We start from the raw sequence: 14,177 nt of genomic DNA on the forward strand, positions 1-14,177 counted from the left end.
GGGTTGCGGGGGTGGGGAGTTGGAGGCGGCCGTTGGGAGGTGATCGTTACGCGTCGGTCGTTGCGCGTCGGTCTTCGGCCGTCAGCGGAGGAGGCTGCGCAGGTTACGGCCGCGGTGGTGGCTCACCACAACCCGGGCGACCAGTGGCGCAAACGCGGCGAGCCCGGCAAGCATCAACGTCGCGGCGTCTCCGACACCGAGCGTGATGGCGAGGAGAGCCAGCAAGCCGATCAGCAGCCACAACATCCCTCGGGCCTGGAGGTCCGCCTGCCATCGCGGTCGCGTCCACACGGCACGCAGCTCACCGCCTTCGGGGAGTTCCGTGCCCGCCGATACGGACTTCCCTGAAGGCAGGCGAGAACCGTCGGCGCCTTCCGCCCAGCCCCGGACATAGCGTTCGCCGTCCACGACCAGGACCCCCTGGACGAACTTGTGGGCACGCGACGTCCGGTCATCCCGCGCCCAGTAGAGCGTCGCCGGACGGCCGGCCAGGCTCCGGTCGAGCTCCACGGGATCAACCACCCGGTCCGTGAAGAGATCCAGCCGCTGCCCGCGAGACCCTTCGACCTGCACCCGGGGATTCGACCGGTTCGCCTCGCCCTTCGCAGGCGTGGGGCCCAGCGCCACTCCCGCGCCGAGCACGGTGACCGGGAGCCAGCGGGCTTTCCCCGTACGCATAGCGGGCCGTATCCCACTGGCGGCGCCGGCGGACGCCCCGCCGATCTTGGCCATGAACACCCACAGCGCGATCCAGCCGAGCATGATGATCCACAGTCCCGTCGGCGCCGCCCCGCCGATCCTCTGCCGCAGGTCGTCCGGGTCACCGTCGACGTAGGCACCGAGCTCCGCCGACGACGGCGCGTACAGAGCCCACACCTGGTCACCGCGCTCCACCGGCGTCTTGGAGTCGAACTGGCCCCAAGCGGTCACCGCACCCTTGTCGAACGGCACGGAGACCTCGATTTCCATGCTGTAGTGCCCGGAGTTCTTGGTCCGGTGGTACTCCGACGAGAGCACCTTCTGCACCTCTACCGTGCCGATGCGCCCGCCCGCCCGGTCGATGGCCCACGCTTCGGGCGAGTACGACATCGCCGCATAGGCCACCAGGAACGCCGGGACGAACACGGCGGCGCACCCGGCACGCAGCCACGCTGTGCGCTGGTCGGGCCACCAGTACTTCCGCGTCCCGATGCCGCCCGGCTCCGGGTCCCGCCCCATGCGGACGAGCACGAGCGCGGCGGCAACTCCCGCCACGGCCAACGCGAGACATGCCAGCAGGTCCCAACGCGGCAGCGGCAGCGAGGGCTGCATCAGCACCCGCACCAATGTCGCCGCCAGCCCCACACCTCCAAGGGCCAGGCATGCGGTTATGGCGCGCGGATTCCGTGTCATGCGAAAACGTCCCTCAGGCAAGGTGTTGAAGCAGTCTGCGAGCGGACAGCGAAGGGCCGCGCGGTGCTCCCGCGCGGCCCTTGAGCTGCGAGAATTCTTATGGATGCGGGGAGAGCCTCGGGCTCAGCCCCAGGACTGGTTGGCGTTCCTGCGGCTACGGGTGACTGCCACGATGGCGATCACGATGCCGACGACGAGCAGTGCGCCGAGGCCGATGCCGCCGTAGAGCATGAACTTGTCCTTGGCGCCCATCCGGGGGTTGGGGTCGGCGCCCTTTTCCACGCCGGGCTTGACGCCCGCCTGCGGCGCCTCGCCCTTCGGCATTGCCAGCGGGCCGTCCTTGGGGCCTGCTGCGATGTCCTTCCGGAGCGCGGGGCCGGGCTGGATGAAGCCGTAGCCGTAGTGGGCGTCCGGGAGCTTGAGGCCCTTGGCCTTCTCCGCCTTCGCCAGACCCGCCGTCTTCACCAGGCGGTTGGCGATCTGGCCGGGGGTGAGCTTCGGGAACTTCTCCTTGAGGAGGGCGGCGGTGGCGGAGACGTAGGCAGAAGCGGACGAGCTGCCGTTCACCGTCTTGTAGCCCGAGTCGCTCGTGCCCCTCACGGTGGGGATTCGCACGCCGGGTGCCAGCAGATCCATGTCGGAGTTGTAGTTGTTGTCGCCGGAGGCCTCGCCGTACTGGTCCACCGCTCCGACACCGATCGCCCCCGGGCAGCCCACCGGATAGCTCCTCTTGGACCAGCCGTCGTTGCCCGCGGCGGTCACGACCACGACACCCTTTTCGAGGGCGTAATGGATGGATTCGCACATGTCGCCGTCCCGGACGCTTCCGCCGTAGGACATGTTGATGACGTCAGCACCGTGATCCACGGCCCACCGTGTGGCCTGCCCGTTGTTGTCGAACGTCGGGACAGGAAGGATCTTGGCGTCGGGAGCCAGTCCCTTGACGCCTTCGGATCCGCCCGGGCCGTGTCCGCGGCCCGCAATGATCCCGGCCATCGCGGTGCCGTGGTCGCGGACGTCTTCGTTAGGGCGCTTGGGGTGTTTGGCTGACTCGGCCTGTTGCGCCGGCCCGAAGTCCGGTCCAGGAAGGAACTGCCCCGGCAGGTCCTGATGGGTCGTACGGAAACCACTGTCCAGCACGGCCACCGTCACACCCTTGCCGGTGGCGTCCTTCCACAGATCCTGGGCCCCGAACGCCTCCAACGGCCACAGATCCTTACGCGTTTGATCTGCGGACGCCGTGCCGCTCGCGGTGAGCAGCAGCGCTCCGGTCAGCGCAGCACCCACCGTCGCGCGCAGTGTTCGGGTGACCCTCATGCTTCGCTCCTTCTCGCTCTGCTCTCCGGGCGGCGGTGTTCCGCCGAGGAAAAGCCCCGCACATCAGGTGCGGGGCCACTCCTCACTGGCCGCCGTGCGACGGTGTCGCCGGCCTACTCGATGACGCGAGGCGCCACATTACGTTGCGGGGTCCACGTCTCCGCGTCCTCCACCAGGTAGTCGGGGCGCTGCTTGCTGTTGCGCTCCTGCTCCTCGCGGCCGCCCTTGCCCTTGGCACCAGCGGCACCCGGCGCGCCGACCGGCCCGGCCTTCTTACCGCCACGACTGCGGTGCAGTCCAGAGCCGCCCTGCTTGGCGCCGCCCCCGGGCATGCCCGGCTTGCCGACCACGCCACCACGTGTACGCGCCTGCGCACCGGTGCGTCCGGCCGCGCCCTTGGCGCCCGCCTTGCCGCTGCCGGCGCCCGGTGCACCAGCACCGCCGCCGCGCATACCACCGGCACCGGGCATACCGCCACGCATACCGCCGCCACCGCCAGGGCGCATACCGCCGCCCACCATGCCGATGGCGCCCCCGATCGCACCGTCGGAGGACCCTCCGGCGGGCACGGCGTGTCCGACACCCGCTCCACCGCCAATGGCACCGGCGCTCGGCGGCGGGGTCATCGTCCCGCCGGCCACACCGTCGAGTCCGGTGGTCACGGGCACGTCGGGCCGGCTGATGTTGGGTCCGCCGAAGCCCGGCGGGACGGCATGACCGCCGCCCACCCCGTTGGGCATGTTCGTCTGGTACTCCGACGGATCCGGCCGCGAGGCGCTCGTGTCGGGCATGTTCACCGGGGGCGGCTGCTTGTGGTTCGACGGCGGCGTCGGCCAGTCCCCCTGGGGCGGGGGCTCGCCGGGGCCCTCGCGGTACCCCTTGGTGTGAACCGCGTAGTTGGCCGCCAGCTCGTCCATCACGATGACGGCCTCGACCTGACGCTCCTTGCTCAGGGACAGATTGTCCCGGTTGAGCTCCAGCGCCATACGGGCGTCCATCTTGGGGTTCGCCATGTCCTGGTGGAACTGGCTGTCGTCCCCCTTGTCGTCCTTCATCTTTTCCCAGTTGCCCGGGTCATGGATCTTGGACATGGCCTTCTTGGCCTCGCGAAGACTGTGCGCGACGCTGCCTTCCGACCCGTACTCGCGTGAACCGATCAGCGAACTCTCGACGTTCCGGGAGTGCCCGTACGTCCGGTCGATCTTCTCAAGTACCTTGCCGGCTTCCCTGCGGAAGGCCTCGGCTGCCGAGCCCTCCCAGTGCGCCGAGGCGTGTTCGACGGCGTCGGTGAAGGCCTTGCGGATGCCGCCCCGCCCGTCTTCGCCCGCGAGGCGGTCGGCTGAGGCACGCCAGTGCTGGCCGGACGTCTCGATCGCGCCGGGATTGGCGTTCTCGATCATCGCCCGGAGATCGTTGATGCCGTGGTGATGGAAGTCGGAAGGCGAAGTAGGCGTGAGGCGCTGGCCCTTGAACGACTTGAGTCGTTCGTTCCTCTCCTCCGCATTCCGCTGCTTCTCCATCGCCTTGGCGCTCTCGTACTCCTGCCTGGCGTCAACCACGCCGGCCCCCCTTCATCGTCATCCCTCTCGTCCCTGCGCCACGCTTCGTTCCTGCACCGCCGCTGACGGGTCAGCCGTTCATCGAGACCTTGGCACCGTGCTCCTGGTCCTCGTAGGCGCCCCGGCTGGCTTCCGTCTTGTCACCGAATTTGGTGATGAGCCCCTGGAGCGCCGTGATGACCTGCGACATGTACTCCTGCATGTCGTCGTGGGCACTGGCGAGATCCCCGCACTCGATGAAATTGACCCCAAAAGCCGACTTCGGGATGGTTGTGCTGTATTTCATCTTCTGGCTGGGTTCATCCATGTCGCCCTGAAGGCGCTTGAGCTGGCGCACAACGCTGTCCAGCTCCTCAAGGTCGACCTTGAACTGCTTGCTCATAACGCTCTCCCCGTTTCCCCGCGTGCCCCGCTCGCCGCCCTCGCGCCGCCCCGTCAAGCCACCACGATAAGGACAACCTAAAGACAATAAAGAATAGGGAGTTGACGGCCGGAAAGGCAAGATCGTAAGTCATGATCTGTCCGATTCGCGGCACAATGCGACCGCACTTTGTAGACAGCCCGTTACCAAGTACCCCGCAGGCGCGCCATCCACCCGTCCCGGGGCACTCCACTTCCCCTCCGGGGCGGCAAATTACGCCCGCAGTGAGGCCAGTTCGACCACCGTGACGTCCGGCGGAGCACCCACCCGCACCGGCGGCCCCCAGGCGCCCGCGCCCCGGGTGACGTACAGCTGAGTGTCGCCGTACCGCTTCAGCCCGGCGACGATGGGGTTGGCGGCCGCGGCGAGGTACGTGACCGGCCACATCTGGCCGCCGTGGGTGTGGCCGGAGAGCTGGAGGTCGACGCCGTGGCGGACGGTGTCGTGGATGGTGACCGGCTGGTGGGCCATGAGGACGACCGCGCGGGCGGGGTCCCGGCCACCCAACGCCAGGGCGTAGTCCGGACCCGCGTCCTCGCGCTCGCCCACGAGGTCGTTGATGCCGGCGAGATCGAAGCCGGGGAGTTCGGTGCGCGCGTTCTCCAGCGGGTGGATGCCCAACTCCCTTATGTGGTCGACCCATTGGGCGGCGCCGGAGAAGTACTCGTGATTGCCGGTGACGAAGTAGGCGCCGTGCCGGGCACGTAGGTCACGCAGCGGTTCGGCGGCCGGGGCGAGGTCGGCGACATTGCCGTCGACCAGGTCGCCGACGATGGCGACCAGATCGGGGTTGGTCCGGTTGATCGTCTCGACGATGCGCCGGGTGTGCGCGCGGCCGAGGACCGGGCCCAGGTGGATATCGCTGACGACGGCGATACGGAAGCCGTGCGCGGCGCGCGGCAGTTTGGCCAGCGGCACCGTGACGCGCTTCACGCGCGGGCCGCTCAGCGTCGTCGCGGTGCCGTAACCGACGGTGGCCGCGGCGGCCAGGGACGCGCCCGCGGCGACGGCCCGCGCTACGAAGAGCCGGCGGGGCGGATGGGCGAGCGGCGGCAGGGCGCGGGTGCCGGGCGGGAGCAGGGTGGGGGCCGTGGCCGGGGCCGGTTCGACGGCGGGCGCCGCGGAGGCCACCGCCACGGAAGGCGGCTGCTCCGGCGTTCCGTCCGTAGCCCCGAACTTCTGGCCGTCCCGCCTCGCCCGATGGGCGTCCCGCCTCGCCGCCACCCGCAGCCACACCAGCCGTACGACTTCGCCGACCAGCAGCGCCAGTTTGAGGTAGAGCACCAGCGCCAGCCAGAGATATCCGGGCCAGGCCAGCGCCTGTTGAACGGCGAAGGGGGCGCCGACGCGGCCGGAGAGCAGAGCCGCGAGGCCGGTGATCGGCAGCACGAAGGCAGCGGCCGTACCCACCCGGCGCGACCGGCTGCCTGGCGCCGTGGTGTCGCGGACGAGACGGCACCACAGATAGCCGTGCACAGCGCCGAACAGCCCCAGGACCAGGACCACGATCAGGGCGAAGAACACGGCGACTCCCCGTGCCCGTGCTTCAGGAAGCCGATGAGGGTGAGGAGGAGGTGGGCTTGTCGGGCCCGTCGGTGTCGTTCGACTTCTCACGGCGCAAGGCCCGTACTCCGCGGAACCCGATCACCCCGATCGCCGTCCCCAAGAGAAAGGAAGTCACCGCGAGCAGCAGATGGACCCAGAAGTAGGCAGTCGGGTCACCGGCGTCGTCGAAGGCGAGACCGCTCCCGTCCTTCCAGAGATTCTTGACGAAAGTGATCCAGATGAACCAGCTCCAGACCCCGAAGGCGAGCAGGAACCAGGACACGGGGCGAGAGAGGGTCGCGGGGGTGCGGGGGGCGTCCCCCGAAGAGCGCAGCATAAGTTCCAGTATGGGCAGCGGCTCCATCCGGCGGTCGGCAGGGGCACTCTTCCGTGGGGCGCTGTCTGGTTCCGGGCCACGGACGGGTACGTTCACCGACGTGCCGATGACCTTCGCTGCTTCCACGGCTTCCTCCGCATCCGCGGGTTCCTCCGCTTCGACCAACTCCTCCGCTTCCACGGGCTTCCGCGCTTCGGCCGATCCCGACACCGCCGTGAGATCGGCGCGTACGGGCAGTCGGGCGCGTACGGGAAATCAGACCCGGCGTACGGGAAGTCCGGTCCGGCGTACGGGATATCCGATCCGTACGGTCGCCGCGCTGGCCTCCGGCGCGCTGCTGGCGTCCCCACTGCTGCTGGCCGGCACCGCGTCCGCCGATCCCAAGGACGAGACGCCCAAGGCGCCCCCGCCGCCCGCCAAGATGTCGAAGGTCGGCGGTGACCGGCTGGGTGTGCCCGGTGTCCAGGTCGACCTGGCGCCCGGTGCGCCGAAGCTGCCGGGAGCCGACCAGGTCACGGCCCGTTCGTGGATCGTTGCCGACGCCGAGTCGGGCAAGGTGCTGGCCGCCAAGAACCCGCACTGGCAGCTCCCTCCGGCCAGCACCCTGAAGATGCTGTTCGCCGACACGGTGCTGCCGAAGTTCCCCAAGGACCAGAAGCACACGGTCAAGCCGGCCGACCTGGCGGGGATGGGCGAGGGCAGCAGCCTCGTCGGGATAAAGGAGAACCTGAGCTATACGGTCCACGACTTGTGGCTCGGGGTGTTCCTCCGTTCCGGGAATGACGCGGTGCGCACCCTCGCGGCGATGAACGGCGGTGTGGACGCCACCGTCGCTCAGATGCAGCAGCGCGCCAAGGAGCTGAACGCCAACGACACCCATGTCGTCACACCGGACGGCTATGACGCACCGGGGCAGGTCTCCAGCGCGTACGACCTGAGCCTGTTCGCCCGCGCGGGGCTGCAGAACGCCGAATTCCGGGAGTACTGCTCGACGGCCAGCGCGCAGTTCCCCGGTGACAAGGGCAAGGACGGCAAGCGGGCGAAGTTCGGCATCCAGAACACCAACCGGCTGCTCAGCGGCGACTACGACATCAAGCCGTACCCGGGTATCGCGGGCGTGAAGAACGGCTCGACCACGAATGCCGGGTCGACCTTCACCGGCGTCGCCCAGCGCGGTGACCGCAAGCTCCTCGTCACGGTCATGAACCCGGAGAAGAAGGAGCACAACCAGGGGTACCGGGAGGCCGCCACGCTCTTCGACTGGGGCTTCAAGGCGTCCGGGAAGGTGGAGCCGGTCGGCCGGCTCGTCGGGCCCACGAGCGAAGAGGACGGGTCGGGCGTCGACGGAAACGGCAACGCGAAGAACGGGCGGGAGCAGGCCCAGGCGGCGCTGGACGCCGCCGACGGCTCGGGCGGCGCGTGGACGGCCGTGGGGATCACCGGCGGCGCGCTGGTGGTGCTGGGCCTCGCGGCGCTCGGCGTCCACCGCCGCTGGCCGCTGCCGGAGCTGGTCCGCGGGCGGCGGCACCGGAAAGAGTGAGCGGGTCGCGGGGTCAGCGGGCTTCGGGGGACGGGCTGGGCGGGGTCGGGGGCGGGGCGGGCTGGGTACGAGGGCCCGGCGGCCCCTCCGCCCCCGGCTCGTCCGACTCCCCCGACTCGTCCAGCTCCCCCAGTTCATCCGACTCCCCCGGCTCCCCCGGCTCCCCCGGCTCGTCCGACTCCCCCGGCTCCCCCGGCTCCCCCGGCTCGTCCGGCTCGTCCGGCTCCCCCGGCTTCCCTTCGCTCCCCGCACGCGGTGTAGCCGTCCACGCCGCGCAGAACACCAGCAGCTTCGCCGTGAAGTTGATCCACAGCAGCAGCGCGATCGGCGTGCCGAACGCGCCGTACATGCTCTTCGACGCGACGCCCCTGAGATAGCCGCTGATCAGCAGCTTCAGCAGTTCGAAGCCGACCGCGCCGATGAAGCTCGCGACGATGACGGCGCGCCGTGGCGGGTGCACACCGGGCAGCTTGGTCAGGACGTAGGCAAGCAGCAGGAAGTCCGTGAGGACGGCGATGCAGAAGCCGGCGCCCGAGAGCAGGATGCTGCCGATGCCGCCCCGCTCCAGGCCGATCGCGTCGGCGGCCTTGCCCACCGCGGAGCTCGCGAAGCCCGAGCAGGCGACCGAGAGGAGTGCGACGCCGCCGAGGCCGAGCAGCAGTCCGCCGTCCCGGAGCCTGCTGAGGAAGAAGTTGATGTCCTCCTCGCCCTTCTCCCAGACCGCGCGCAGACAGTCGCGCAGCGCCTCGACCCAGCCGATGCCGGTGAACAGCAGCAGGACACCGGCGATCAGCCCGACCGTTGCGGCGTTGTCGACCAGGGAGGCGAGATCGAGCTGCCCGGAGATGCCGGGGATCTGCTGGGCGAGCTTGCCTTCCAGGGTGTGGAGTTGGCTGTCGCTGAGCACTGCGGCGCCGATCGCGGCGGCGACGGTGAGCAGGGGGAAGAGCGCGACGAAGCTGGTGAAGGTGATCGCGGCGGCGAGCCTGGTCCAGTGCACCCGCTCCATGCGCTCGTACGCGCGCCAGAGGTGCGTGGTCATCAGCCAGGCGGCGGCCGGTCCGATCACCGGCAGCCTGCGCAGCCAGTCCATGGCGTTCCCCTCTCGCCCTCATACGCCGTGTGCCGTGCGGCGGTGTCCCCGGTGATCCGGAACACTAGCTTCCGCGTACCCGGGAAACGCAGACACATAGCCCGTGCCATGCCGATTCGCCTTCGCGCAGGGGCTGGGGCTGGGGCTGGGGACGCGCCGTACGGCACCCGCCGCTGGACGGGCTCCCGCCGCGCTACGACGCAGGCGCCGGCGGCCGCGAGAGGTCGGCCTGCCGGGGGACTCCCGCCGGCTGCGTCCCGAACGGGTACTCCCGCTCCAGGCGCCACACCGCGTCCGGGCCCTGCTCGTACAGCGCGAAGCCGCCGATCGTCCACGCCGCGGAGAAGTCCTTGAGCTCGGCGTGTGCGCGGTCCATCGCCTCCTCGGCGATGCCGTGCGCCACCGTCACATGCGGGTGGTACGGAAACTGGAGCTCGCGGGCGCAGGGGCCGGAGGCGGCGCGGACGCGGGCCTGGAGCGCGGTGCAGCCCGCCTCGCCCTCGGCGACCTTCACGAAGACGACCGGGGAGAGCGGGCGGAAGGTGCCGGTGCCGTCCAGGCGGAGCAGGAACGGGCGGAAGGAGGCCGCGACCTCGGCGAGGTGCTGCTCGACACCGGGCAGCGCGTCGGCGCGCACCTCCGTCGGCGGGAGGAGGGTGATGTGCGTGGGGATGCCGTGTGCGGCAGGGTCCCCGAAGCCCTCGCGCTTCCTCTGGAGGAAGCTTCCATAAGGCTCCGGGACCGCGATCGAAACGCCCAGCGTTACGGTCCCCACTGCGTTCTCCCTCCTGATGTTCCCGCCATGATGCGCTCGATGTTCCCGTCATGCTCGCGCACCGCTATCAGTGTGCCGGGTGCGCGCCCGATCCGGGGAGCGTCCTCGGTCCTGTTATTGGCAGGCCCATGAGCCCCCGGGGCGGGGGCGCGGGGCCCCGGACCGTCCGCGAAGCCGGCCGGAACCGGCCTCGCGGGACGTCCCGTCATTACTTCGCCGGCAGCAATCCGAGCCGGTCATAGGTGGTGGCGAGGGTCTCGGCGGCCACCGCGCGGGCCTTCTCCGCACCCGTGGCCAGGATTGAGTCCAGCGTCTCCGGGTCGTCCAGATATTCCTGCGTACGGTCCCGGAACGGTGTGACGAAATCGACCATCACCTCTGCGAGGTCGGTCTTGAGCGCTCCGTAACCCTTGCCCTCGTAATCGCTCTCCAGCTTCGGGATGTCCGTGCCGGTGAGCGTGGAGAGGATGGTGAGGAGATTGCTGACGCCCGGCTTCTCCTCGCGGTCGAAGCGGATCACCGTGTCGGTGTCCGTCACGGCGCTCTTGATCTTCTTCGCGGTGACCTTGGGCTCGTCGAGGAGGTCGACGATGCCCTTGGGCGAGGACGCCGACTTGCTCATCTTGATCGACGGGTCCTGAAGATCGAAGATCTTCGCCGTCTCCTTGACGATGTACGGGTTCGGGATGGTGAAGGTGTCGCCGTAGCGGGTGTTGAAGCGGTCCGCGAGATCGCGGGTCAGCTCCAGGTGCTGGCGCTGGTCCTCACCGACCGGGACCTGATCGGCCTGGTAGAGCAGGATGTCGGCGACCATCAGCACGGGGTAGGTGAACAGGCCGACCGTCGTACGGTCACTGCCCTGCTTCGCCGACTTGTCCTTGAACTGGGTCATCCGGGACGCCTCACCGAAGCCGGTGACGCAGTTCATGACCCAGCCGAGCTGGGCGTGCTCGGGCACATGGCTCTGGACGAAGAGCGTGCAGCGCTCCGGGTCGAGGCCGGCGGCCAGCAGCTGGGCAGCCGCGACACGGGTGTTCCGCCGCAGTTCGGCGGGGTCCTGCGGGACGGTGATCGCATGCAGGTCGACCACCATGTAGAAGGCGTCGTGGGACTCCTGCAGCGCCACCCACTGGCGGACGGCGCCGAGGTAGTTGCCCAGGTGGAAGGAGCCGGCGGTGGGCTGAATGCCGGAGAGCACACGCGGACGATCGAGAGCCATGGCACCGATTGTCTCAGGTCCGTCTGCGCTCCCCGGCGCATGGTCGGCCGAAGGGGGATCTGGCTCGGGGCGGGGCGACCCGGGTCCCGGGTCGCCCCTGCTCAGCCGCCGATCAGTCGCCGGTCGGCAGCCCCGGCGCCGGGTAGCCGGACATCAGCTCCGCGACCTCGCCGCGGATGGCCGCCAGGGCCGCCTCGTCCCCCGCCCCCGCGGCCGTCACAGCGCGGTCGATCCACTCCGCGACCTGCGCCATCCGGTCCGTCCCCAGGCCCCGGGAGGTGAGCGAGGGGGTGCCGATCCGGATGCCGGACGGGTCGAAGGGCTTCCGCGGGTCGAACGGGACGGTGTTGTAGTTCACGACGATGCCGGCCCGGTCCAGCGCCTTCGCGGCGACCTTGCCCGGTACGTCCTTGGACGTCAGGTCGATCAGCACCAGGTGGTTGTCCGTGCCGCCGGAGACCAGGTCGAAGCCGCGGGCCAGCAGTGCCTCGGCGAGCGCCTTGGCGTTGGCGACGACGGCGTGCGCGTACTCCCGGAAGGACGGCGCGGCCGCCTCGTGCAGCGCGACCGCGATGGCGGCCGTGGTGTGGTTGTGCGGACCGCCCTGGAGGCCGGGGAAGACGGCCTTGTCGATGGCCTTGGCGTGCGTGGCACGGGACATCAGCAGGGCGCCGCGCGGACCGCGCAGGGTCTTGTGGGTGGTGGTGGAGACGACGTCGGCGTGCGGGACGGGCGAGGGGTGCGCGCCGCCCGCGATCAGTCCGGCGATATGCGCGATATCGGCGACGAGTACCGCGTCGACCTCGCGGGCGATCTCGCCGAAGGCGGCGAAGTCGATGGTGCGCGGCACGGCCGTACCGCCACAGAAGATGATCTTCGGGCGTTCCTTGCGGGCGAGATCACGGACCTCGTCGAAGTCGATCAGCGCCGTGTCCGCCCGTACGCCGTACTGCACGCCGTTGAACCACTTGCCGGTCGCCGAGACACCCCAGCCGTGCGTGAGGTGGCCGCCCATCGGCAGCGACATGCCCAGCACCGTGTCGCCGGGCTCGGCGAAGGCCAGATACGCGGCGAGGTTGGCGGGCGAGCCGGAGTACGGCTGGACGTTGGCGTGCTCGACGCCGAAGACGGCCTTGGCGCGCTCGGCGGCCAGCGTCTCGACGCGGTCGATGTTCTGCTGGCCTTCGTAGTAGCGACGGCCGGCGTATCCCTCGCTGTACTTGTTCTGCAGGACGGTGCCGGTGGCTTCCAGGACGGCGGTGGAGACGTAGTTCTCGCTGGGGATCAACCGCAGCGTGTCCGCCTGGAGCTGCTCCTCGGCGCCGACGAGAGCGGCGAGTTCGGGGTCGGCGGCGGCCAGCGCGGGATGCGAAAGGGGCAGTGACATGGTGTCCTCCGGGGCGGTCGAACGGTGATCCGGTCGGGTCCCGGGGTGCCCAGGCGGGCGGCACCTCGTGATGGCGGCACCCGGTGCGGGTGGCCGCGCCCCGCTCCCTCGGGGTTCATTCCCCGTACGCCAGTCGCGGTGCGCACCGCAGAGTCTAGACGGGCAGGTCCGGTAAGTCCTGGACTTCTCCGGTCCTGGCCGCCGATCACCCGGAGGGGCCCGGGCGGGACGAAAAAAGCCTGGCCAGGGCACCAAAGCCTGGTCGGCGCAACAATGGAAGCAACGAGGGAAGGGCCCGCAGTGCCCGCATTTGCACGGCCTACCGAACGGAGTCACCGGTGACGACCACGGAACGCTGCATCGCCGCCGCCGAAGCCCACAGCGCGCACAACTACCACCCGCTCCCCGTCGTCGTGGCCACCGCCGAGGGTGCCTGGATGACGGATGTGGAGGGCCGGCGCTATCTGGACATGCTCGCCGGGTACTCCTCGCTGAACTTCGGTCACGGCAACCGCCGGTTGCTGGACGCGGCCAAGGCCCAGCTGGAACGCGTCACGCTCACCTCGCGCGCCTTCCACCACGACCGGTTCGCGGACTTCTGTACGCAGTTGGCCGAGCTGTGCGCGATGGACATGGTGCTGCCGATGAACACCGGCGCCGAGGCGGTCGAGACGGCCGTGAAGACGGCGCGTAAGTGGGGCTACCAGGTCAAGGGCGTCCCGGACGGCCGGGCGAAGATCATCGTCGCGGACAACAACTTCCACGGCCGGACGACCACCATCGTCTCCTTCTCCACCGACGCCGAGGCCCGCGCCGGCTTCGGCCCGTTCACCCCCGGCTTCGAGATCGTCCCGTACGGCGATCTGGCGGCGCTGGAGGCCGCTGTGGACGCCGACACCGTGGCGGTGCTCCTGGAGCCGATCCAGGGCGAGGCGGGCGTGCTGGTGCCGCCGCCGGGCTATCTGGCGGGCGTGCAGGAGCTCACCCGCAGCCGGGATGTGCTGTTCATCGCCGACGAGATCCAGTCCGGCCTGGGCCGCACCGGCCGGACCTTCGCCTGCGAGCACGAGGGCGTGGTCCCGGACATGTATGTGCTGGGCAAGGCGCTGGGCGGCGGTGTGGTGCCGGTGTCGGCGGTGGTGTCCTCCCGCGAGGTGCTGGGGGTGTACGCGCCGGGCGAGCACGGCTCGACGTTCGGCGGCAACCCGCTGGCGTGCGCGGTGGCCCTGGAGGTCATCGCGATGCTGCGGTCCGGCGAATTCCAGGAGCGGGCAACGGAGTTGGGCAGGCATCTGCACAGCGAGCTGGGGCTGCTGGTGGGCGGCGGCGCGGTGGACGCGGTACGCGGGCGCGGACTGTGGGCGGGCGTGGACATCAATCCGTCGCGCGGCACCGGCCGGACCGTCTCCGAGCAGCTGATGGCGCGCGGCGTGCTCGTCAAGGACACCCACGGCAGCACGATCCGGATCGCTCCGCCGCTGATGATCAGCAAGGAGGATCTGGACTGGGGGCTGGAGCAACTGCGGCAGGTACTGGAGGCGTAGCCCCGGCAGCGGGGCGCAACCCTCTCGGGACATGCAGCGGGCGGCCGG

12 protein-coding genes are annotated in these 14,177 nt (G+C 70.1%); 2 read left to right on the plus strand and 10 right to left on the minus strand.

The window, feature by feature from the left end; genetic code table 11:
• Positions 1–81 precede the first annotated feature (81 nt).
• From AB0I10_RS08715 to AB0I10_RS08740, 6 genes are all read right to left on the minus strand, one after another.
• Complete coding sequence (locus AB0I10_RS08715) at positions 82–1,392, minus strand: hypothetical protein (protein ID WP_363151618.1); 1,311 nt, start codon at positions 1,390–1,392, stop codon at positions 82–84.
• 123 nt (positions 1,393–1,515) lie between these two features.
• Positions 1,516–2,709 carry a S8 family serine peptidase gene (locus AB0I10_RS08720; protein ID WP_363151619.1) on the minus strand — a complete coding sequence of 398 codons (1,194 nt, stop codon included), beginning with the start codon at positions 2,707–2,709 and terminating at the stop codon, positions 1,516–1,518.
• A 113-nt stretch (positions 2,710–2,822) separates the two neighbouring features.
• Positions 2,823–4,268 carry a hypothetical protein gene (locus AB0I10_RS08725; protein WP_363151620.1) on the minus strand — a complete coding sequence of 482 codons (1,446 nt, stop codon included), beginning with the start codon at positions 4,266–4,268 and terminating at the stop codon, positions 2,823–2,825.
• A gap of 70 nt (positions 4,269–4,338) precedes the next feature.
• The gene (locus AB0I10_RS08730) at positions 4,339–4,650 is read right to left on the minus strand and encodes a hypothetical protein (protein ID WP_363151621.1); all 312 of its coding nucleotides are present in this window, start codon (positions 4,648–4,650) and stop codon (positions 4,339–4,341) included.
• 252 nt (positions 4,651–4,902) lie between these two features.
• Complete coding sequence (locus tag AB0I10_RS08735; RefSeq protein WP_363151622.1) at positions 4,903–6,213, minus strand: metallophosphoesterase; 1,311 nt, start codon at positions 6,211–6,213, stop codon at positions 4,903–4,905.
• Positions 6,214–6,235: 22 nt separating this feature from the next.
• A complete protein-coding gene (locus AB0I10_RS08740; RefSeq protein WP_363151623.1) occupies positions 6,236–6,571 on the minus strand; it encodes a hypothetical protein in 336 nt (111 codons plus the stop codon).
• Between the two features lie 10 nt (positions 6,572–6,581).
• Between AB0I10_RS08740 and AB0I10_RS08745 the strand changes: the two genes are divergently transcribed.
• Positions 6,582–8,111 carry a D-alanyl-D-alanine carboxypeptidase gene (locus tag AB0I10_RS08745; RefSeq protein WP_363151624.1) on the plus strand — a complete coding sequence of 510 codons (1,530 nt, stop codon included), beginning with the start codon at positions 6,582–6,584 and terminating at the stop codon, positions 8,109–8,111.
• Positions 8,112–8,124: 13 nt separating this feature from the next.
• On the opposite strand, the gene AB0I10_RS08750 is transcribed toward AB0I10_RS08745, so the two are convergent.
• The 4 genes from AB0I10_RS08750 to glyA all read right to left on the minus strand — a co-directional run bounded on the left by AB0I10_RS08750 (position 8,125) and on the right by glyA (position 12,585).
• Entirely contained in the window at positions 8,125–9,204 is a 1,080-nt protein-coding gene (locus tag AB0I10_RS08750; RefSeq protein ID WP_363151625.1) for a YihY/virulence factor BrkB family protein, read from the minus strand.
• A 193-nt stretch (positions 9,205–9,397) separates the two neighbouring features.
• On the minus strand, positions 9,398–9,979 hold the full coding sequence (locus tag AB0I10_RS08755) for a 2'-5' RNA ligase family protein (protein ID WP_363151626.1): 582 nt from the start codon (positions 9,977–9,979) through the stop codon (positions 9,398–9,400).
• A 208-nt stretch (positions 9,980–10,187) separates the two neighbouring features.
• Positions 10,188–11,198, minus strand: coding sequence for a tryptophan--tRNA ligase (gene trpS, locus AB0I10_RS08760; RefSeq protein WP_363151627.1), 1,011 nt, complete (start codon positions 11,196–11,198; stop codon positions 10,188–10,190).
• Between the two features lie 112 nt (positions 11,199–11,310).
• Positions 11,311–12,585 carry a serine hydroxymethyltransferase gene (gene glyA, locus AB0I10_RS08765; RefSeq protein ID WP_363151628.1) on the minus strand — a complete coding sequence of 425 codons (1,275 nt, stop codon included), beginning with the start codon at positions 12,583–12,585 and terminating at the stop codon, positions 11,311–11,313.
• 338 nt (positions 12,586–12,923) lie between these two features.
• Between glyA and rocD the strand changes: the two genes are divergently transcribed.
• Positions 12,924–14,129 carry an ornithine--oxo-acid transaminase gene (rocD, locus tag AB0I10_RS08770; RefSeq protein WP_363151629.1) on the plus strand — a complete coding sequence of 402 codons (1,206 nt, stop codon included), beginning with the start codon at positions 12,924–12,926 and terminating at the stop codon, positions 14,127–14,129.
• Positions 14,130–14,177 lie beyond the last annotated feature (48 nt).

The sequence above is a fragment of the Streptomyces sp. NPDC050636 genome, assembly GCF_040654775.1.
Taxonomy (GTDB): Bacteria; Actinomycetota; Actinomycetes; order Streptomycetales; family Streptomycetaceae; genus Streptomyces.

What these genes read in the sequence shown, in the direction of transcription:
- trpS (WP_363151627.1), bottom strand. Translation starts at nt 11,198, where the DNA reads ATGGCTCTCGATCGTCCGCGTGTGCTCTCCGGCATTCAGCCCACCGCC.
- AB0I10_RS08740 (WP_363151623.1), bottom strand. Translation starts at nt 6,571, where the DNA reads ATGCTGCGCTCTTCGGGGGACGCCCCCCGCACCCCCGCGACCCTCTCT.
- glyA (WP_363151628.1), bottom strand. Translation starts at nt 12,585, where the DNA reads ATGTCACTGCCCCTTTCGCATCCCGCGCTGGCCGCCGCCGACCCCGAA.
- AB0I10_RS08730 (WP_363151621.1), bottom strand. Translation starts at nt 4,650, where the DNA reads ATGAGCAAGCAGTTCAAGGTCGACCTTGAGGAGCTGGACAGCGTTGTG.
- AB0I10_RS08720 (WP_363151619.1), bottom strand. Translation starts at nt 2,709, where the DNA reads ATGAGGGTCACCCGAACACTGCGCGCGACGGTGGGTGCTGCGCTGACC.
- AB0I10_RS08745 (WP_363151624.1), top strand. Translation starts at nt 6,582, where the DNA reads ATGGGCAGCGGCTCCATCCGGCGGTCGGCAGGGGCACTCTTCCGTGGG.
- AB0I10_RS08750 (WP_363151625.1), bottom strand. Translation starts at nt 9,204, where the DNA reads ATGGACTGGCTGCGCAGGCTGCCGGTGATCGGACCGGCCGCCGCCTGG.
- AB0I10_RS08715 (WP_363151618.1), bottom strand. Translation starts at nt 1,392, where the DNA reads ATGACACGGAATCCGCGCGCCATAACCGCATGCCTGGCCCTTGGAGGT.